Source organism: Janthinobacterium agaricidamnosum NBRC 102515 = DSM 9628, assembly GCF_000723165.1.
Taxonomy (GTDB): Bacteria; Pseudomonadota; Gammaproteobacteria; order Burkholderiales; family Burkholderiaceae_D; genus Janthinobacterium; species Janthinobacterium agaricidamnosum.
This window is the reverse complement of sequence record NZ_HG322949.1, coordinates 3,795,154-3,815,275: the sequence shown is the minus strand read 5'-3', so window position 1 is coordinate 3,815,275 and position 20,122 is coordinate 3,795,154. Positions and strand designations below refer to the sequence as shown.

14 protein-coding genes are annotated in these 20,122 nt (G+C 60.7%); 11 read left to right on the top strand and 3 right to left on the bottom strand.

The annotated features are described in order from the left end of the window. Positions 1-209 precede the first annotated feature (209 nt). The 8 genes from GJA_RS16240 (at position 210) to GJA_RS16205 (ending at position 7,882) form a co-directional block, all read left to right on the top strand. Complete coding sequence (locus GJA_RS16240; protein WP_038494123.1) at positions 210-1,055, top strand: GntR family transcriptional regulator; 846 nt, start codon at positions 210-212, stop codon at positions 1,053-1,055. 303 nt (positions 1,056-1,358) lie between these two features. Beyond that, complete coding sequence (gene sdhC, locus GJA_RS16235; RefSeq protein WP_038494121.1) at positions 1,359-1,781, top strand: succinate dehydrogenase, cytochrome b556 subunit; 423 nt, start codon at positions 1,359-1,361, stop codon at positions 1,779-1,781. A gap of 2 nt (positions 1,782-1,783) precedes the next feature. After that, positions 1,784-2,149, top strand: a complete 366-nt coding sequence (gene sdhD / locus GJA_RS16230; RefSeq protein WP_038494119.1) for a succinate dehydrogenase, hydrophobic membrane anchor protein — start codon at positions 1,784-1,786, stop codon at positions 2,147-2,149. Positions 2,150-2,151: 2 nt separating this feature from the next. Further along, positions 2,152-3,930, top strand: a complete 1,779-nt coding sequence (sdhA, locus tag GJA_RS16225) for a succinate dehydrogenase flavoprotein subunit (RefSeq protein ID WP_038494118.1) — start codon at positions 2,152-2,154, stop codon at positions 3,928-3,930. A 10-nt stretch (positions 3,931-3,940) separates the two neighbouring features. Beyond that, positions 3,941-4,651: a succinate dehydrogenase iron-sulfur subunit gene (locus GJA_RS16220; protein WP_038494115.1), complete on the top strand. Its 711-nt coding sequence runs from the start codon at positions 3,941-3,943 to the stop codon at positions 4,649-4,651. An 87-nt stretch (positions 4,652-4,738) separates the two neighbouring features. Beyond that, entirely contained in the window at positions 4,739-5,020 is a 282-nt protein-coding gene (locus tag GJA_RS16215; protein WP_038494113.1) for an FAD assembly factor SdhE, read from the top strand. 129 nt (positions 5,021-5,149) lie between these two features. Continuing rightward, a complete protein-coding gene (gene gltA, locus GJA_RS16210) occupies positions 5,150-6,454 on the top strand; it encodes a citrate synthase (protein WP_038494109.1) in 1,305 nt (434 codons plus the stop codon). Positions 6,455-6,661: 207 nt separating this feature from the next. After that, positions 6,662-7,882 carry an MFS transporter gene (locus GJA_RS16205; protein ID WP_038494107.1) on the top strand — a complete coding sequence of 407 codons (1,221 nt, stop codon included), beginning with the start codon at positions 6,662-6,664 and terminating at the stop codon, positions 7,880-7,882. Positions 7,883-7,905: 23 nt separating this feature from the next. On the opposite strand, the gene GJA_RS16200 is transcribed toward GJA_RS16205, so the two are convergent. The 3 genes from GJA_RS16200 to GJA_RS16190 form a co-directional block, all read right to left on the bottom strand. Beyond that, the gene (locus GJA_RS16200; protein ID WP_051780983.1) at positions 7,906-10,293 is read right to left on the bottom strand and encodes a sensor domain-containing protein; all 2,388 of its coding nucleotides are present in this window, start codon (positions 10,291-10,293) and stop codon (positions 7,906-7,908) included. A 142-nt stretch (positions 10,294-10,435) separates the two neighbouring features. Next, complete coding sequence (locus tag GJA_RS16195; RefSeq protein ID WP_051780981.1) at positions 10,436-11,428, bottom strand: sensor domain-containing diguanylate cyclase; 993 nt, start codon at positions 11,426-11,428, stop codon at positions 10,436-10,438. Positions 11,429-11,595: 167 nt separating this feature from the next. Then, positions 11,596-13,740: a TonB-dependent receptor gene (locus GJA_RS16190; RefSeq protein WP_038494105.1), complete on the bottom strand. Its 2,145-nt coding sequence runs from the start codon at positions 13,738-13,740 to the stop codon at positions 11,596-11,598. Between the two features lie 406 nt (positions 13,741-14,146). On the opposite strand from GJA_RS16190, the gene GJA_RS16185 reads away from it, so the two are divergent. The 3 genes from GJA_RS16185 (at position 14,147) to odhB (ending at position 20,094) form a co-directional block, all read left to right on the top strand. Next, entirely contained in the window at positions 14,147-15,574 is a 1,428-nt protein-coding gene (locus GJA_RS16185) for a M20/M25/M40 family metallo-hydrolase (protein ID WP_038494102.1), read from the top strand. Between the two features lie 332 nt (positions 15,575-15,906). Then, positions 15,907-18,762, top strand: coding sequence for a 2-oxoglutarate dehydrogenase E1 component (locus tag GJA_RS16180; RefSeq protein ID WP_038494100.1), 2,856 nt, complete (start codon positions 15,907-15,909; stop codon positions 18,760-18,762). Between the two features lie 75 nt (positions 18,763-18,837). Next, the gene (gene odhB / locus GJA_RS16175) at positions 18,838-20,094 is read left to right on the top strand and encodes a 2-oxoglutarate dehydrogenase complex dihydrolipoyllysine-residue succinyltransferase (RefSeq protein WP_038494098.1); all 1,257 of its coding nucleotides are present in this window, start codon (positions 18,838-18,840) and stop codon (positions 20,092-20,094) included. Positions 20,095-20,122: the final 28 nt, after the last annotated feature.

The window sequence follows — 20,122 nt, the reverse complement described above, 5'->3', positions numbered from 1 at the left end:
CGAACGCTGCCAGTAGCTGTTGATATCTTGTCCAAGGCTGCCGCCGCCGATGGGCGCGACAGGGAAAGGCAAGGGCTTACATAGTTTATCGCAGGCAGTTTAGGCTTCCGTTCTGCTTCTGTCAATCCTATCTTATGTCTTATATAAGACAGATAAGTTGACAGTGTTTTACTGGACGCGGCAGTCATTTTGTGGTGAAATGTTGGACTATGAATCCTGCCTCGCCCAATCTGACCACCAATGCCACTGCCGCAAGCGGGGCGGTGAGCCCGACGCCCGGCGGGGCTGCCGCTCCGGCGGCGGCCAATACCACTTCGGCCCATGCCGGCAATGCCGCTTCGCCAACCTTCAGTCCGCTGTACCAGCAAATCAAGGCCCTGATCACCGCCGGCCTGCAATCGGGCGAGTGGAAACCGGGCGAACTGATTCCCAGCGAAGTCGAACTGGCCGGCCGTTTCAAGGTCAGCCAGGGCACGGTGCGCAAGGCGATCGACGAGCTGGCGGCGGAAAACCTGGTCATGCGGCGCCAGGGCAAGGGCACCTTCGTGGCCACCCATCACGAGGCGCGCGCGCATTTCCGTTTCTTGCGGCTGGTGCCGGACGAAGGCGTGCCGCATTACCCTGAAAGCAAATTCATCGACGTCAAGCGGGTGCGCGCACCGGCCGACGTGGCGCGCCTGATGGAACTGAAGTCGGGCGACGCCGTGATTTTCATCAAGCGCGTACAATATTTCGACGGCGTGCCGACCATCCTCGAAGAACTCTGGTTGCCGGGCCTGATTTTCAAGGGCTTGACGGCCGAGCGCCTGGTTGAATACAAGGGGCCGATGTACGGTTTGTTCGAGACCGAATTCGGCACCCGCATGATACGCGCGTCGGAACAGATACGCGCCGTGTGCGCCGACGACGGCGCCGCCTTATTATTGAATATCGCGGCCGGAACGCCATTGCTCAGTTCCGAACGCGTGTCATTTACCTATGGCGACAAACCGGTGGAGCTGCGCCGCGGCCTGTATTTGACGGCGCAACATCATTATCAGAATGAACTGAGTTAAGTAGAAGAGGGGCGGTAACACTCAACTCACTGCTCAAGTTCATCGTACAGCTTAGGGGCGCGCCGCGAGGCGTTCCCCGGAGACGGCAACAAGCAAAAGGGTACGATCCGCCGCTGCCGGTCCGGAGTGGCAAAGTCGTGTCTTGAAGTTGCAAAGAAGTAAATCGAACTGCGGAAAGCAGCGATTCCAGTGTGCGGTAAAACACTATTTTGGTTATATGTAACAATAGATATTGGTCTGGGCGGCGAAAATCGGCGAAAATCGCGGCTTCAATATTTGTTAAGCTCAAGGGGAGGTTTTGTTATGTCTGAAGCCGTAAGAGAAGTACCAAAAAAAGAACGGCCGGAATTCCGTAATATTCATATTACGCAGTTGCCGAACTATCGCTTGCCTTTAGCCGGCATCGTTTCCATTCTGCATCGTATCAGCGGCTTTTTGATGTTTGCGCTGCTGCCATTCGTGCTCTACATGTTGCAGCTGAGCCTGACTTCCGAGATTTCGTTCTCGTACTTCCATGGCATCGCGTCGATGTGGATCGTCAAGCTGATCACCCTGGCCCTGGTCTGGGGATACATGCAGCATTTCTGCGCCGGCGTGCGTCACTTGTTCATGGACGTGCACGTCGCGATCGAAAAAGATTCCGCGCGCAAGACCGCCGCTTCGGTACTGGTCATCAGCCTGGCGCTGACCGCACTGGTCGCCCTGAAACTGTTTGGAGTATTTTAACCATGGCTAAAAACAACGTCGGACCAAAACGCCTCGTCGTCGGCGCCCATTATGGCTTGCGCGACTGGCTGGCGCAGCGCGTCACCGCGATCGTGATGGTGATCTACACCGCCATCCTGCTGATCTCTTTCCTTACCGGCAACAACTTCACGTATGAGGGCTGGGCCGGCCTGTTCGCCCAGCAGTGGTTCAAGCTGTTCAGCGCCGTGACGTTCTTCGGCCTGTTCTACCACGCCTGGGTCGGCATGCGCGATATCTGGATGGACTACGTTAAATCCGTCGGTCTCCGTCTCGCCCTGCAAATTGCCACTTTGCTGTGGTTGATCGCCTGTGCCTTCTACACCGTGCAAATTCTCTGGAGTGTTTAATCGTGGCAGCATATAAATCCGCAATTCCAACCCGCCGCTTCGACGCGGTGATCGTCGGCGCCGGTGGTTCCGGCATGCGCGCGTCCCTGCAACTGGCGGAAGCCGGCTTGAACGTGGCAGTCTTGTCCAAGGTTTTCCCGACCCGCTCGCACACCGTCGCGGCGCAGGGCGGCATCGGCGCATCGCTCGGCAACATGGCCGAAGATAACTGGTTCTGGCATATGTTCGACACCGTCAAGGGCGGCGACTATCTGGGCGACCAGGACGCCATCGAATTCATGTGCCGCGAAGCGCCGAAAGTGGTCTACGAGCTGGAACACTTCGGCATGCCTTTCGACCGCAACCCTGACGGCACGATTTATCAGCGTCCGTTCGGCGGCCATACCGCCAACTTCGGCGAAAAAGCCGTGCAGCGCGCCTGCGCCGCGGCCGACCGTACCGGTCACGCCCTGCTGCACACGCTGTACCAGCGCAATGTGCGCGCGCGCACCCACTTCTTCGTCGAATGGATGGCGCTCGACCTGATCCGCGACAAGGACGGCGACGTCGTCGGCGTGGTCGCGCTGGAAATGGAAACCGGCGACTGCATGATTTTGGAAGCCAAGACCACCATCATGGCAACCGGCGGCGCGGGCCGTATTTTCGCCGCATCGACCAATGCCTTCATCAATACCGGCGACGGCATGGGCATGGCGGCGCGTGCCGGCTTGCCGCTGCAAGACATGGAATTCTGGCAATTCCACCCGACCGGCGTGGCCGGCGCGGGCGTGCTGATCACCGAAGGCGTGCGCGGCGAAGGCGGCATCCTGATCAATAGCGAAGGCGAACGTTTCATGGAACGTTATGCGCCGACGCTGAAGGACCTGGCGCCGCGCGACTTCGTGTCGCGTTCGATGGACCAGGAAATCAAGGAAGGCCGCGGCTGCGGTCCGAACAAGGACCATGTGATGCTGGACTTGCGCCACATCGGCGCCGACACCATCGCCAAGCGCTTGCCGTCGATCCTGGAAATCGGCCACAAGTTCGCCAACGTCGATGCGACCAAGGAGCCGATCCCTGTGGTGCCGACCATCCATTACCAGATGGGCGGCATTCCGACCAATATCCACGGCCAGGTGGTGGTGCCGAAAGACGGCAACCCGGTGGCAGTGGTCAACGGCCTGTACGCGATCGGCGAATGCGCCTGCGTCTCGGTGCACGGCGCCAACCGCCTGGGCACCAACTCGCTGCTCGACCTGGTGGTATTCGGCCGCGCGGCCGGCAACCACATCATCGCCAGCGGCTTGAAAGAGAAAGAGAACAAACCGTTGCCGGCCGACGCCGCCGACTACTCGATCAACCGCCTGAACGCGCTGGAAAACTCGACCGGCACCGAAACCGTGCAAGGCATCGCCAATGAAATCCGCGCCACGATGCAGAAATACTGCGGCGTGTTCCGTACCGACGCGTTGCTGCAACAAGGCTACGTGGAAATCATGAAGCTGGACGAACGCCGCAAGAACGTGTCGTTCAAGGATAAATCCAAGGTCTTCAACACCGCCCGCGTGGAAGCGCTGGAATTGTCGAACCTGATCGAAACCGCGAAGGCGACCATCAGCTCGGCGGTGGCGCGCAAGGAATCGCGCGGCGCGCATGCGCACAGCGATTTCGAAAAACGCGACGACGACAACTGGATGAAGCATACCCTGTGGTTCTCGGAAGGCAACCGCCTGGAATACAAGCCGGTCATTACCAAGCCGCTGACGGTTGATACCTTCAAGCCGAAACCACGTACTTTCTAAAGGTCAGAACATGGCACGCACTCTCAAATTCAAAATCTATCGCTACGATCCGGATACGGATACCAAGCCGTACATGCAAGACCTGACCGTCGAACTGAAAGACACCGACAAGATGCTGCTCGACGCACTGCAGCGCATCAAGTCCGACGTCGATGATTCGCTGTCGTTGCGCCGCTCGTGCCGCGAAGGCGTTTGCGGTTCCGACGCGATGAACATCAACGGCAAGAACGGCCTGGCTTGCACCACCAACCTGAACGAGCTGACCGAGCCTATCGTGCTGCGTCCGCTGGCGGGCTTGCCGGTGATCCGCGACCTGATCGTCGACATGACCCAGTTCTTCAAGCAGTACGATTCGATCAAGCCGTTCCTGATCAACGATTCGATCCCGCCTGAAAAGGAACGCCTGCAATCGCCGACCGAACGCGAAGAGCTCGACGGCCTGTACGAGTGCATCCTGTGCGCATGCTGCTCGACGTCGTGCCCGTCGTTCTGGTGGAATCCGGACAAGTTCGTCGGCCCTGCCGGCTTGCTGCAAGCCTACCGCTTCATCGCCGACAGCCGCGACGAAGCGACCGGCGCGCGCCTGGACAACCTGGAAGATCCGTACCGTCTGTTCCGCTGCCATTCGATCATGAATTGCGTCGACGTTTGCCCGAAAGGCTTGAACCCGAACAAGGCAATCGGCAAGATCAAGGAATTGATGGTACGCCGCGCAATCTGATGGCCGATGCGGGTCGACGGCAAGCCGTATGCCGCCGCCCGCAATGTTGTACCGTGCCCTGCGGGCACAAGGAAAGTAGTGATACCAATGACAGAATCAAGCTTGTCCGTGCATCAATCCGACCCGGCCAACCGCGCCCGCCTGCGCTGGCGCGCCCGCCGCGGCCTGCTGGAAAACGATTTGATACTGACTCGTTTTCTCGATGCGTACGAAACCGAATTGACCGATGAGGAAGTGGACGCGCTGACGCGTTTGCTGGATTTATCGGACAATGCGTTGATGGATCTGGTACTGGCCCGTAAAGAGCCGGAAGGCGAAGTCGACTTGCCGCAAGTGCATGCACTGCTGCAACGACTGCGCATTGCCTAGGCGCCTGGGCGATACGTGTACGCGGGGCTAATACATTCGACATGTCCCGCAGCGCCGTCATGAGACGGCGCACCTGCAACCAGAATTTTTTGATTTTAATTTCGACTCACTCCCGAGAAGGAAGATCCCATGAATACCTCTGACAAAAAAGCCACACTGTCGTTTTCCGACGGCAGCCCGGCGATCGATTTCCCGATTTATGAAGGCACCGTAGGCCCGGACGTCATCGACATCCGCAAACTGTACGCCGGCACCGGCAAGTTCACCTACGACCCGGGCTTCATGTCGACCGCCGCCTGTAACTCGTCGATCACCTACATCGATGGCGACAAGGGCGAGCTGCTGTACCGCGGCTACCCGATCGAGCAATTGGCCGTCAACGCCGATTTCATGGAAACCTGCTATCTGCTGTTGCATAGCGAATTGCCGAATGCCGAACAAAAGAAAGAGTTCGTCGAAACCGTCACCAAGCACACCATGGTGCACGAACAGATGCAATTCTTCTTCCGCGGCTTCCGCCGCGACGCGCATCCGATGTCGGTGCTGGTCGGCACCGTCGGCGCGCTGGCGTCGTTCTACCATGATTCGCTGGACATCAACGATCCGAAGCACCGCGACGTTTCGGCGATCCGCCTGATCGCCAAGATGCCGACGCTGGTCGCGATGGCCTACAAATACTCGATCGGCCAGCCTTTCGTGTATCCACGCAACGACCTGTCGTACAGCGCCAACTTCATGCGCATGATGTTCGGCAATCCATGCGAAGAATACCAAGTCAACGAAGTGCTGGTGCGCGCCCTGGACCGTATCCTGATCCTGCACGCCGACCACGAGCAAAACGCTTCGACCTCGACTGTCCGCCTGGCCGGCTCGTCGGGCGCCAACCCGTTCGCCTGTATCGCAGCCGGCATCGCCTGCCTGTGGGGCCCTGCCCACGGCGGCGCGAACGAAGCGGCCTTGAACATGCTGAAAGAAATCGGCACCGTCGACAAGATCCCCGAGTTCATCGCGCAAGTCAAGGACAAGAACTCCGGCGTCAAGCTGATGGGCTTCGGTCACCGCGTCTACAAAAACTTCGACCCGCGCGCCAAGCTGATGCGTGAAACCTGCTACGAAGTGCTGGCTGAACTGGGCTTGCAAGACGACCCATTGTTCAAACTGGCGATGGCGCTGGAAAAAATCGCGCTGGAAGACGAATATTTCGTGTCGCGCAAGCTGTATCCGAACGTCGACTTCTACTCCGGCATCGTGCAATCGGCGCTGGGCATCCCTGTGTCGCTGTTCACCGGCATCTTCGCGATGGCGCGCACCATCGGCTGGATCGCGCAATGGAACGAAATGATTTCCGATCCAGAGCAAAAAATCGGCCGTCCACGTCAATTGTTCGTCGGTTCCACGACCCGCGAAGTATTGCCACTCGACAAACGCGCTTGATTGCTGCAATGAAACCGCTGCGATTTCAGGCTTAAGCGTCTGAGGTCCCAAAGCGAGCCTCCGGGCTCGCTTTTTTATTGCTCATTGCCGAGTAGATGTTTCATTGTTGAACTAAAAATAGGCCCCTCCCAAAACTTTTTGTGCAGTGCATGATATCCTTCGACTTGTAGTGCTCGTCTGCATCAACCCTCATCCTGCCTTCCATTCATGCATAGCCCAGTAGAATCGATTTCTTCACGCGTCATTGCGCCCCATGGCGCCAACCTTGCCGACCTGGCGCTGGCCATCGGCGGCCTGGCGCTCGGCACCGGCGAATTCGCCTCGATGAGCATCTTGCCGATCGTCGCCAAGGATATCGGCGCCTCGCTGCCGCAAATGGGCCACATGATCAGCGCCTATGCGCTGGGGGTGGTGGTCGGCGCGCCGCTGATCACGATTTTCGCCGCGCGCATGCCACGCCGCATGATGCTGATTTGTCTGATGGCGCTGTTTGCGGTCGGCAACTTGCTGAGCGCGATGGCGCCGAACTACGGCATGCTGATACTGGCGCGCTTCATTTCCGGCATTCCGCATGGCGCGTATTTCGGCGTCGCGGCGCTGGTGGCGGCGTCGATCGCGGCGCCGGACAAGCGCGCGCAGGCGGTGGCGCGGGTAATGCTGGGCTTGACGATTGCCAACGTGGTCGGCGTGCCGCTGGCCACCGCGCTGGGGCAGGCCGCCGGCTGGCGCTCGGCCTTCCTGGTGGTTGGCGTGCTGGGTTTGCTGACCATGCTGATGGTGCGCATCTATTTGCCGCTGATCGCGGCCGGCAATGCCAGCCCGCGCCGCGAGCTGGGCGTGTTCCGCCGTACCCAGGTGTGGCTGACGCTGCTGCTGGTGGCGATCGGCTTTGGCGGTATGTTTTCGGTGCTGACCTATGTGACGCCGATTTTGCTGGAAGTCACCCATGTATCGCCGTTCATGGTATCGCTGATGTTGTCGGTGATCGGTATCGGCATGACGGTCGGTAACGTCGTCGGCGGCTGGCTGGCCGACCGTTCGCGCTTGTGGACCATTTTCGGCATGCTGGTCTGGAGCGGTGTCGCGCTGGCGGCGTTTTCGTACACCAGCTCGAACGTGTGGGCCACCGCGATCAACTTGTTCGCCATCGGTGCCGGCATCGCCATCGGCCCGGCGGTGCAAACCCGCTTGATGGACGTGGCGGGCGACGCGCAAACCGTGGCCGCGGCATTGAACCATTCGGCGTTCAATATCGCCAACGCCTTGGGCGCCTGGGCTGGCGGCATGGCCGTCGCAATGGGCATGGGCTTGCGTTCGACCGCCTGGGTCGGCGCGATGCTGGCCGCCGGCGGACTGGTGGTGCTGGCCGTGTCGGTGGCGGTCGAGCGGCGCGGCAATGCCATCGATGATGGCGCCGTGCCCGCCTAAAAGTTTTGCCGGGGGGCTGGACTTTATTGCGCGTCCAGTAACTGGGTCAATTCCGTTTCATCAATCGGTTCTTTGTAGAAATTTCCCTGGATCGCATCGCAGCCGTTCTGCAGCAGGAAATCTTGTTGCAGCCGGTTTTCGACGCCGCCGGCGATGACTTCCAGTTTCAGGTTGTGGCCGATGTCGATCAGCGTCTTGGCCAGCTTGCCGGTCTTGGTGCTCAGGCAAATATCGTTGACCGACTTGCGGGTGATTTTCAGATGCCGCATCGGCAGTTCTTGCAGATAACTGAGGTTGGACGATCCGGCGCCGAATTCGTCGACATTCAGCACCACTCCGAGTTGCCTGACCCGTTCGGCCACTTGCTTGCTCAGGTTGACGTTGCGCATCAACTGGTCTTCGCGCATGTCGAGTTCGAGGCTGGCCGGCGCCAGCTTGAATTGATCGAGCTTGTCGGCGATATACGCGACGTAATTCTTTTCGCTGAATTCACGGTAAGAACTGTTGATCGACAGCGGAATGTCGGGATGGCCCAGCGCCTTCAGGCGGGCCAGCATGCGGCAAGCCTGTTCCAGCACCCATTGGCCAAACGGGATGATCATGCCGTTCTCTTCGGCGTCCGGCAAAAACGACGATGGCTGCAACACGCCGCGCTCGGGGTGGCGCCAGCGCAGCAGCGCTTCGATGCCGGTGATGCGCGACGTGGTCAGGTTCATGCGCGGCTGGTACATCAGGAATAGCTCGTTCTTGTCGAGCGCTTCGTGCATGTCGGTTTCCAGCGCGCGCTTGGCGTCGGTGGTCGATTTCATGTCGGGCGAAAAGAAATGCACATCGCCGTTGCCGGACTCTTTCGAATGGTACATCGCGACGTCGGCCGCGCGCATCAATTCATAGGCGTTGGCGCCATCGTGCGGAAACACGCTGACGCCGAGCGCCGCGCCGACCGGAATTTCCTGGTCTTCGTAAATGATCGGCTTCGACAGGCTGATACGCACCCGTTCGACCATCCGCAGCGTAAAGCGCAGCGACGGCTGGTCGGCCAGCACCAGCACAAATTCATCGCCGCTGAGGCGCGCCACCGTGTCGCTGTCGCGCACCGACGCCTGCAGCCGCTTGGCGACCACCCTCAGCACCTCATCGCCGACATCGTGGCCCATGGTGTCGTTGATGAACTTGAATTTGTTCAAGTCCAGCAAAATCGTCGCCACCAGCGATTTCTTGCGCTGCGCCACATGCAAGGCCTGGTCCAGCCGGTCCCACAGCAGGTTGCGGTTGGCCAGGCCGGTCAGCGCGTCGTGGTTGACTTCATGTTCCAGGTGCGCGGTGCGCTGCTTCAAGGCCGTGACGTCGTTGATCATGCCGATAAAATGGCTGACCTTGCCGTTTTCATCGGGCACCGGCGTGATCGACAAGTCGTTCCAGAACACTTCGCCGTTCTTGCGCATATTGCGGAATACCACATTGATTTCCTCACGTGCCTCGACGGCAATGCGCAACTTTTGGCGCTCGGCATCGTCGAGGCCGGACGCGGCCATGAAGCGCGAATCGCGCCCCACCACTTCCGTCAGCGTATAGCCGGTGATGCGTTCGAACGCCGGATTGACGTATTCGATCGGATTATCCTTGCCGCCGCTGCGGCAAATGACGATGCCGTTGCTGACCGCGTGCAAGGCGCGCTCGCGCACTTGCAAGTCGTGCCGTTCGCGCCGCCGTTCGGTGCCGTCGAGCGCCATGATGCACAGGTAGTGCCTGCCGCAATAGGTCAGCCGGGCGCCGCTGATCACATAGGGGGTTTCGCAGCCATCGCCGGAACGCAGTTGCGCTTCGATGCACATGCGCTTGCCGTGCGCCAGCACGTCGTCGACGCTGGCCGCCACCCGCTGCCATTCCTGTTCGCTGAACAAGCTTGAAATGCTGCTGTTACGCAGTTGCTCCGAGCTCATTTGCATTGACGTTTCGGCTTTCTCGTTCCACAGCACGAATTGGCCCTTCGCATCGCTGACGATCAGCAAGCCGACGATCAAGTCCATCGCCGATTTGAGCGGCATGTTGCCGACTTCTTTGGCGGTGTCGACCTGGATCGGCTGGCGGCCGGGGATGATCAGCGCGATGCAGCTGATGAGCCGGCCCGACTTGCCGAATTGCGGCAGCAAGGCCAGCCGCGACGGCAGCGGATGGCCGTCGGCATGCCACAGCTCGAGGTCGAGCTCTTCCGCCTGCTGCGGCGGCCGCTGCAGGCGGCGGGCAAGGGGGTCTTGATCGTTGCTTTTGAGTAGGGTGTGCAGCGGCTGGTGCAATACCTCCAGCTCGGTATAACCGAGCGCCGCGTGGCAGGCCGCGTTCCAGGTGGTGATTTTCCCGGTCGGGCCGATCAAAAATGCCGGATTTTCAGAGGCGTGCTTGCCGTCCATGTCCTCTCCATCAAGAATGACGCTTGAAAACGCCTGGACAGATTGCCAGGCGTACCGAGGCCACGTGTGCCATGGAAAGTAGACTGGAGCATGGCGCTGCTGGTTCCCCCATTGCTGGGTTAATTTGTGGCGGCTCAACCATTCATTGAGAGCGCACCCGCAGCTCCATGTTGAGCGCATCATTGCCCAGTACGACACGGGCCGATTGCACCAGCGCGGCGGCGGAGCGGCCGTCTTCCGGAAACAGGGCGCTGCCAGCGCGCAGCGTCAGCCGGCTTTTTATGTCCAGGCCGAGTTCCTGGCGCAGTCTCAATGGCTCGGAAATGATGGCCTGGCTGATGCGGTGCACCTGGCTGGTCACGATCGAGCGCCGCGCCGCCATGCTGAGCAGGACGGAGAACTCATCGGCGCCGGTGCGCGCGACGATGTCGCCGACGCGGCACTCGCGTTCGATCCGGCGTGAAATTTCCAGCAGCATCGCGGGCATCTCGTCGCCAGCCTTGCCGCGCAAGCTGTCCAGGCCTTCGATGCGGAACAGGGCAATCGCCGTGGGGCCGCTGTCGGCCTTGCCCGGGGCCAGCTTCGCTTGCAACTGTTCATGGAAGAAGGATCGGTTCGGGGTGCCGGTTTCCTCATCCAGCGTCAGGCGCTGCCGCAGAATGTCCGGGCCTTCCAGCGCCGCGCGCTGCATCAGCACCGCGGTCATGTTCGCCAGCAACTGCGCGATGTCGGCTTCGCCCTGTTCGAAGGCGCGCGGCGCGGTCCATACTAATTTCATGACGGCAATTGCCTGGCCATCCGCAATCAATGGCACGATCACCATCGCCCGCAGTCCGACCTTGCGGCAGGCTTCCCGGTTGACCCGGCTATCCGTTTCACTGTCGCTGCAGATGGCGGCGCTCTGATTGCTCAGGCAAAAGCCGGACAGGCTGTTTGCCACCGGCATGCGCAAGCCCAGTTGGGGTTCGGCCAGGCCGCAGGCGGAACGGTAGACGATGTCGTCGCCTTCCAGCAGTTCGACCACCGCGCCGTCGGCCCCGGTCAGTTCGACCGCGGTTGCCGACGCGGTATCCATCACCGCGCTCAGGTCGTTGCCGAGGCTGACCAGCCTGACTTGCGCGGCAATAATTGCCATTAATTTACTTGATGAAATTTCGTGCATGATGATCTCCTTGACAGGCTATTTTACGTCTGCCGGCCCATGCATTGAAGTAATCGACCAAATTTATCTCTGATAACTTTCGGTGCATGGTGACAACTTGGCCGCGAGTCGTCACCACTACGCGCCAGCGTAACTGGCTGTTACAGGCTGTAGCGCAAGGTCAGCGCCGCGTTGCGCGGCGCGCCCGGCAAGCTCAGGTTGGGGCTGGAACCGTGGCCGGAAACGATGTAGCCGGCGTTGCCGATATTATTCAGGTTCAGCTGAATTTCGTACTTGCCGCTGCGGTAGGCGGCCATTGCGTCGGCCGTCACATAACCGGGCAGCACCACGCTGTTGCCCGGATTGGCAAACCGGCTGCCGATCGCATTCATGCCGCCGCCGACCGTGAAACCCTGGCCCAGGTCCCTGCTCAGCCACAGGTTGGCGGTGTTGCGCGAAGTCAGCGTGGCGCGCTTGCCCTTGACCGGAATCGCGCTGGTGATATTGCTACCCGGTAAGTTCACGCTCTTGTCGAGCGCGATCGAATCGGTGATGGTGGCGTCCAGGTAAGCATAGCCCGCCAGCATTTTCCAGCCGCCGGACAGGTCCGCATTGAAGGTCAGTTCCAGGCCGTCGGTGCGCTGGGTGCCCACTGGCAGCACCGCATTGGTCAGCGGATCGGTGGTCTTGATATTGTCGCGTTCCAGGCGGAATAGCGACACGGTGGCGTTGGCGCGGCCATTCCACAAGTCGTACTTGGCGCCGACTTCGGTATTGCGGGTGGTTTCCGGCGCCAGGTCGGCATTGCTGGCCGCCAGCGCCAGCGTTTCGCCGCTCGGCTGGAAGGAACGGCTCCACGACGCGTAATACGATTGCGTGACGCCCGGTTGCCAGACCAGTCCGGCGCGCGGGCTGTAGGCGGTGTCGGTGCGCGCCAGGTCGGCGGTGGTGGTCCCGGCCGCGTTGAGCAGCCGCGATTGCTGCTTGAAGCTGTCGTAGCGCAAGCCGGCCAGCGCCTTCCATTCTTGATTGAAGGAAATCGCATCCTGCACGTAGGCGGCGTTGGTCCGGTAAGTGCCGTAGGTGTTGCTGCGCGCGCCCAGCGCGGCCGGATCGACCAGCGGCAGCAGCGGGTTGAAGATCGATACATTGCTCTTCACCGTGGTGGCCGCGTACGAGGTCGCATCCTTGCTTTGCCGGCCGAATTCGATGCCGTACAGGATGTCATGGCTGGTGTCGCCGAGGCCCAGTTTTTGCGTCAGTTCGGTCTGGTTGAACCAGCCGTGTTCGTCGCGGTTCAGCTTGGCGTGCGCCAGCGTCATGGTGCCGGCCAGCTGATTGACGTTGCCGGAAATATTGGTGTTGTTGCGGTCCAGGTGGTAATTGTAATAACGGCTGGCGTTGCGCAACGATAGCGTGCTGTCGATCTTGTGGGTCACGGTGGCCGAAGTCGACACCACCCGCGACTGGCTGTAGTCGGCGTCGCGCGCATTGGCGGCGCCGTAATAGGTGGCCGGATCGACGTCGACCGGGCGCCCCTGGTACGCAGGAATGCCGAAGTCGGTCAGGCGGCGGTCTTCCAGGTAATCGGCTTGCAGCAAGACCTTGGTGTCGGCCGAGACGCGCAGCGACACCGATGGCGCCAATGCGCTGCGGTTCAGGAATTGCTGGTCGCGGTAGCTGTCGGCGTGTTCGGTCGCGCCGGTCAGGCGCCACGAAGCCGCGTCGCCGGCGCGGCCGAAGTCGATTTCGCCGCGCTTGCCGGCATGGCTGGCCAGGCTCAGGCTGACGTCGTTGATATCGATGCCGGGTTTTTTGGTGACCCGGTTGACCAGGCCGCCCGACGAACCGCGCCCGTACAGCACGGCGGCGGGGCCCTTGACCACTTCCAGCCGCTCGACATTGGACAAGTCGCGGAAATACAGCGCGTCGTCGCGGAAACCGTCGACGAACTGGTCGCCGATGGCGGTAAAGCCGCGGATGAAGACCTGGTCGCGCTGGCCGTCGCCGGTGGACAGGCCGACGCCGGGAATATTTTTCATGATGTCTTGCAGCGACGTCGCGTGCTGGTCGCGGATGACCGCCGCCGGCACCACGTTGATGGTTTGCGGCACGTCGCGCAAGGCCATTTCGGTCTTGGTGCCGCTGGCCGAACTGCGCGCCGCATAGCCGTCATTGCCATCCTTGGCGCCAGTCACTTGCACCGTCGGCATCACTTCCTGCGCCCGGGCCGCGCCCGGCAAAATGACTCCCAGCGAAAACGCTCCCACTATTGCGATGACTCCCGGCTTGATACGCAACTGCATGACGGCTCCCTGATCTTGAATGATAATAATAATGATTATCATTCTATCAGAGTGTTTCAAGGTAAAGAATTCTCGATGCAACTTTTGGAGAGAAATGCAGCAAAGGAACTAATGTTATTAAATTAATATTTTTATCGTGTGGCATGCCGGTGCGCGCCCAACACTTTGGCAAGTTTGAAATGTTGCCATAAAACGACGAACTCACCACGTGCCAGCGCCAAAAGCGCCGCCGTGACCATAAAGACATGCCATTCGATTAAATTGCATTGTGGAAATATATTCCTTGGTAATAAAATTCATTTTAGTTAACTACAAAAAGTTAACCATGACGACTCCTTCAGGTTACTTCCAGCGCCGAAGGAGTTTGCCGATGCAATGTTAATCACCCGGGAATAAAGGATAGGACATGAAGTCTCGTTTTTCATCGCGTTTTTCATTCGTTGCCGCTACTGCATTAATGGCTTGCGTACACAATGCTGACGCCGGCTTCGGCGAACAGCAATTCCGCGAGCTGTACAAGGAGTTGGTCGAAACCAACACCACGCTGTCGGCCGGCAGTTGCACGCTGGCCGCCGAACGCATCGCGACCCGCCTCAAGAGCGCCGGCTTCCCCGATAGCGACCTGTATCCGTTTGCCGATCCCGATCATCCGAAGGAGGGCGGCCTGGTGGCGATCTTGCCGGGGCGCGATGCGAGAGCGCCGGCGATATTGCTGATGGCGCATCTGGATGTGGTCGAAGCCCGCCGCGAGGACTGGGTGCGCGATCCGTTTGTACTGACCGAAGAAGATGGCAACTTTTACGCGCGCGGCGCCTTCGACGACAAGGCGCAGGCGTCGATCTGGGCCGATACGCTGATCCGCTACAAGCAGGAAGGCTACCGGCCGCGCCATACCTTGAAGCTGGCGCTGACCTGCGGCGAAGAAACCATCGGCGCCTTCAACGGCGCGGAATGGCTGACCAGGAACCGGCGGGGCTTGATCGACGCCGGGTTTGCGCTCAATGAAGGCGCGGTCGGCGAGCTCGATGCCGGCGGCAAGCGGATTTCGATGACGGTGGAGGCGGGCGAGAAGCTGATGCAAAACTATCGGCTGGAAGTGACCAGCCCGGGCGGCCACAGTTCGCGTCCGACCAAGGACAACGCCATCTACAGCCTGGCCGGCGCGCTGAAGAAGGTCGAAAGCTACGTTTTCCCGACCCAGCTGGCGGACGGCAGCCGTGGTTACCTGAAGGCAATGGCCAAGATACAGGAAGCGGCCGGCCATTACGATGTGGCGAGCGCGATGCTGGCCATCCTCGACAATCCGGCCGACGCCGATGCGGCGGCGCTGCTGGCGGCGCGCGATATCGGCTGGGGCGCGATGCTGCACACCACCTGCGTGGCGACCATGCTCGACGCGGGCCATGCCACCAACGCCTTGCCGCAGCGTGCGCGGGCCAATATCAATTGCCGTATCTTTCCGGGCGTAACGCGCGAGACGGTGCGGCTGGCGCTGGAGCAGGCCATCAATGATCCGGCGGTGAAAGTGGAAACGCTGGAACTGCGCGGCGAAAGTTCGCCGCCGCCCGAGCTGACCCGGGCCATCATGGAGCCGGTGGAGCGCCTGACGGCGAGCATGTGGCCGGGCGTGCCGGTGATGCCGATCCTGCAATCGGCCGCGACCGACGGCCTGTTCACGGCGGCGGCGGGGATTCCGACCTATGGCATCAGCGGCATCTTCGTCGGCCCGAACCTGAACAATATCCACGGCCTCAACGAATTCCTCAGCGTGCAATCGCTGATGGAGGGCCGCGATTTCCTGTATGACCTGGTCAAGATTTACGCGGAGCAGTAACAGCGCGCGTCATCGCATGCCATGCCGTCGCCCGACGGCATGGCATGCGCGCGATGACAAGCAGATAATAAGCCGCATGCATGGCCGCCGGCAGGGCAAAGCCTGGCCCGAAACCGCCGCACTCCGGCCCCGCCGCGGCCAAACATTTTAATTCGATTTTTTCTTCAGTGCGTTACAATACCGCGTGCTATTCCGAATGATTGTATTTAGAATGCTGGTGCAACAAAGCCCTTCCCCACAACTTGATGTGCAATCCGCTAACCGGTCAGGCCGTGTCGCGGAAGGTTAGATTAACCCGCTAATCTCGCGAAGCGCGAAGAAAGGTGAGCAATATGATGCAGCAATTTACGTCCAACTCCTACCTGTTTGGTGGGAATGCTCCGTACGTCGAAGACTTGTACGAAGCGTACCTCAATAACCCAGGTTCGGTGCCGGACAACTGGCGCGCCTATTTCGACGCGATGCAACACGTGCCGGCAGTCGACGGCAGCAACAAACCCGATGTCGCCCACGCCTCCGTCGTCGCCTCGTTCGCCGAGCGCGCCAAGGCCGGTCCGATCCGTGTCGTCACCGCTTCGCCGGACGTCGAAATGGGCCGCAAGCGCGTCGCCGCGACGCAACTGATCGCCGCCTATCGCTACCTCGGTTCGCACTGGGCCAACCTGGACCCGCTGCAACGCCAGGAGCGTCCGAGCATCCCGGAACTGGAGCCGAGCTTCTACGGTTTCACCGACGCGGACATGGACACCGTGTTCAACATCAGCAATACCTACTTCGGCCCTGAAACAGCATCGCTGCGCGATTTGCTCAACTTCTTGCGCGATACCTACACCCGTTCGATCGGCGCCGAATTCATGTACATTTCCGACCCGGCCGAAAAGCGCTGGTTGCAGGAAAAGCTGGAAGCGATCCGCTCGACCCCGAATTTCACGCCCGAGAAAAAGATCCACATCCTCGACCGCCTGACCGCGGCCGAAGGCCTGGAGCGCTATCTGCACACCAAGTACGTCGGCCAAAAGCGCTTCTCGCTGGAAGGCGGCGAAACCTTTATCGCCTCGATGGATGAAACCATCCAGCGCGCCGGTGAAAAAGGCGTGCAGGAAATCGTGATCGGCATGGCCCACCGCGGCCGCCTGAACGTGCTGGTCAACACCCTCGGCAAATCGCCGCAAGACCTGTTCGAAGAATTCGAAGGCAAGCACGGCGACGACCTGCCGGCCGGCGACGTCAAATACCACCAGGGCTTCTCGTCGGACATCTCGACCGCCGGCGGTCCGGTGCACCTGTCGCTGGCGTTCAACCCGTCGCACCTGGAAATCGTCAACCCGGTCGTCGAAGGTTCGGTCAAGGCCCGCATGGACCGCCGCGACGACGCGCAAGGCGCGCAAGTGCTGCCGATCCTGGTGCACGGCGACGCCGCGTTCGCAGGCCAGGGCGTGGTCATGGAAACCCTGAACCTGGCGCAAACCCGCGGCTACGGCACGGGCGGCACGGTGCATATCGTGATCAACAACCAGATCGGCTTCACCACCTCCGACCCGCGCGACGCCCGTTCGACGCTGTATTGCTCGGACGTGGTCAAGATGATCGAGGCGCCGGTACTGCACATTAATGCCGACGATCCTGAAGCCGTGGTGCTGGCGACGCAAATCGCGCTCGACTACCGCATGGAATTCAAGAAAGACATCGTGCTGGACATCATTTGCTACCGCAAACTGGGCCATAACGAGCAAGATACCCCTGCGTTGACCCAGCCGCTGATGTACAAGAAAATCGGCCAGCATCCAGGCACCCGCAAGCTGTACGCGGACAAGCTGGTCGCGCAAGGCGTGATCCCCGCCGATGGCGGCGAAAAAATGGTGGCCGCGTTCCGCGACGCGATGGACGCCGGCAAGCACACCGTCGATCCGGTCATTTCGAACTTCAAGAACAAATACGCGGTCGACTGGCTGCCGTTCCTGAACCGCAAATGGACCGACAGCGCCGACACCGCCGTGCCGATGACCGAACTGAAACGCCTGGCGACCCGCATCACCAGCGTGCCGGCCGACTTCAAGGTGCACTCGCTGGTCGAAAAAGTACTGGGCGACCGCGCCGCCATGGGCCGCGGCGAAATGAACCTGGACTGGGGCATGGGCGAACACCTGGCCTACGCATCGCTGGTATCGTCCGGCTACGCGATCCGCCTGACCGGCCAGGACGCCGGCCGCGGCACCTTCGTGCACCGCCACGCCGTGCTGCATGACCAGAATCGCGAACGCTGGGATGCCGGTTCGTACGTGCCGCTGGAAAACGTGTCGGAAGGCCAGGCGCCTTTCACCGTGATCGACTCGGTGCTGTCGGAAGAAGCGGTACTGGCCTTCGAATACGGTTATTCGACCGCCGAGCCAAACACGCTGACCATCTGGGAAGCCCAGTTCGGCGACTTCGCCAACGGCGCGCAAGTGGTGATCGACCAATTCATCAGCTCCGGCGAAGTGAAATGGGGCCGCGCTTCGGGCCTGGTCATGATGCTGCCGCACGGTTACGAAGGCCAGGGCCCGGAACACTCGTCGGCACGTCCCGAGCGTTTCCTGCAACTGTGCGCGGACAACAACATGCAAGTGGTGCAGCCGACCTCGGCTTCGCAGATTTTCCACTTGCTGCGCCGCCAAATGGTGCGCCAGTTCCGCAAGCCGCTGGTGATCCTGACCCCGAAATCGCTGTTGCGCAACAAGGATGCCGGTTCGCCGCTGACCGACCTGGCCAAGGGCGCGTTCCACACCGTGATCGGCGAAGTGGACGAGAAGATTGACGCCAAGAAAGTCAAGCGCGTCATCGCCTGCTCGGGCAAAGTGTATTACGACCTGGTCAATGCGCGTAAAACCCGCGGCCAGACCGATACCGCGATCGTGCGCCTGGAACAGCTGTATCCATTCCCGCACAAATCGTTTGCCGCCGAACTGAAAAAGTTCCCTAATCTGGCCGAAGTGGTCTGGGCGCAGGACGAGCCGCAAAACCAGGGCGCATGGTTCCAGATCCAGCACAACATCTTCGAAGGCCTGGAAGCGGGCCAACGCCTGGCGTACGCCGGCCGTCCTGCTTCCGCGTCGCCTGCGGTCGGTTACTACGACAAGCATTACGCGCAGCAAAAGGACTTGCTGGAAACGGCATTTTCGAAGCTCAAGGGCTTCATCCTGACCAAATAATCACAAGACGCCGCGCCGCATGGGGGGATGCCCATGCGGCGCGGTGCTGTACTGAACAAAAACACGGAGTTATACATGGCACAAATCGAAGTCAAAGTCCCTCAATTGTCGGAATCGGTTGCGGAAGCGACCCTGCTGGCATGGCATAAAAAAGTCGGCGAACCAGTCTCGCGCGACGAAAACCTGATTGACATCGAAACCGATAAAGTGGTCCTGGAATTGCCTGCGCCAGCCGCCGGCGTGATCGTCCAGATCATCAAGGCCGACGGCGCCACCGTGGTCGCCGGCGAAGTCATCGCCATCATCGATACCGATGGCAGCGCCAAGGTCAGCCCGATGGAAGTGTCGGCCGTGCCTGCGCCTGCGCTGGCCGCCGCCGCCGAAGCCGCTTCGTCCGCTTCCGCGCCGGTCGCAGCGACCAAGGGCGACGTGGCGATGCCTGCCGCCGCCAAGATCCTGTCCGAAAAAGGCCTGGCCGCCGGCGATGTCGCCGGTTCCGGCAAGGATGGCCGCGTGACCAAGGGCGACGCCCTGGCCGCTTCCGCCAAGCCTGCGGTCGCGCCGCTGGCGCCAGCCGTCGCCAAGCCGGCGCTGCAGCAAGTTGCCGCGCCAGGCGCCGCCAACCTGGGCGACCGTCCGGAAGAGCGCGTGCCGATGAGCCGCCTGCGCGCCCGTATCGCCGAGCGCCTGCTGCAATCGCAAGCGACCAACGCGATCCTGACCACGTTCAATGAAGTGAACATGCAGCCGGTGATCGACCTGCGCAACAAATACAAGGACAAGTTCGAGAAAGAGCACGGCGTCAAGCTGGGCTTCATGTCGTTCTTCGTCAAGGCGGCGGTCGCCGCCCTGAAAAAATACCCGATCATCAATGCGTCGGTCGACGGCAACGACATCGTTTACCACGGCTACTTCGACATCGGCATCGCAGTCGGTTCGCCACGCGGCCTGGTGGTGCCTATCATCCGCAACGCCGACCAATTGTCGATCGCCGACATCGAGAAAAAAATCGGTGAATTCGGCGCCAAGGCCAAGGAAGGCAAGCTGACGCTGGACGACCTGACCGGCGGCACGTTCTCGATCTCGAACGGCGGCACCTTCGGTTCGATGCTGTCGACCCCGATCATCAACCCGCCGCAATCGGCGATCCTGGGCGTGCACGCGACCAAGGACCGCGCCGTGGTCGAAAACGGCCAGGTCGTGGTGCGTCCGATGAACTACCTGGCCATGTCGTACGACCACCGCATCATCGACGGCCGCGAAGCCGTGCTGGGCCTGGTGGCGATGAAAGAAGCGCTGGAAGATCCGGCCCGTTTATTGCTGGACCTGTAAGCTGAGCGTATCTCAGACGCTTAGGTAA

Bases quoted from the DNA above. Each gene is read 5' to 3' on its own strand.
- gltA (WP_038494109.1), top strand. From the start codon at position 5,150: ATGAATACCTCTGACAAAAAAGCCACACTGTCGTTTTCCGACGGCAGC.
- odhB (WP_038494098.1), top strand. From the start codon at position 18,838: ATGGCACAAATCGAAGTCAAAGTCCCTCAATTGTCGGAATCGGTTGCG.
- sdhD (WP_038494119.1), top strand. From the start codon at position 1,784: ATGGCTAAAAACAACGTCGGACCAAAACGCCTCGTCGTCGGCGCCCAT.
- GJA_RS16200 (WP_051780983.1), bottom strand. From the start codon at position 10,293: ATGGACGGCAAGCACGCCTCTGAAAATCCGGCATTTTTGATCGGCCCG.
- GJA_RS16240 (WP_038494123.1), top strand. From the start codon at position 210: ATGAATCCTGCCTCGCCCAATCTGACCACCAATGCCACTGCCGCAAGC.
- sdhC (WP_038494121.1), top strand. From the start codon at position 1,359: ATGTCTGAAGCCGTAAGAGAAGTACCAAAAAAAGAACGGCCGGAATTC.
- GJA_RS16215 (WP_038494113.1), top strand. From the start codon at position 4,739: ATGACAGAATCAAGCTTGTCCGTGCATCAATCCGACCCGGCCAACCGC.
- GJA_RS16220 (WP_038494115.1), top strand. From the start codon at position 3,941: ATGGCACGCACTCTCAAATTCAAAATCTATCGCTACGATCCGGATACG.
- GJA_RS16185 (WP_038494102.1), top strand. From the start codon at position 14,147: ATGAAGTCTCGTTTTTCATCGCGTTTTTCATTCGTTGCCGCTACTGCA.
- GJA_RS16195 (WP_051780981.1), bottom strand. From the start codon at position 11,428: ATGGCAATTATTGCCGCGCAAGTCAGGCTGGTCAGCCTCGGCAACGAC.
- GJA_RS16190 (WP_038494105.1), bottom strand. From the start codon at position 13,740: ATGCAGTTGCGTATCAAGCCGGGAGTCATCGCAATAGTGGGAGCGTTT.
- GJA_RS16205 (WP_038494107.1), top strand. From the start codon at position 6,662: ATGCATAGCCCAGTAGAATCGATTTCTTCACGCGTCATTGCGCCCCAT.
- GJA_RS16180 (WP_038494100.1), top strand. From the start codon at position 15,907: ATGATGCAGCAATTTACGTCCAACTCCTACCTGTTTGGTGGGAATGCT.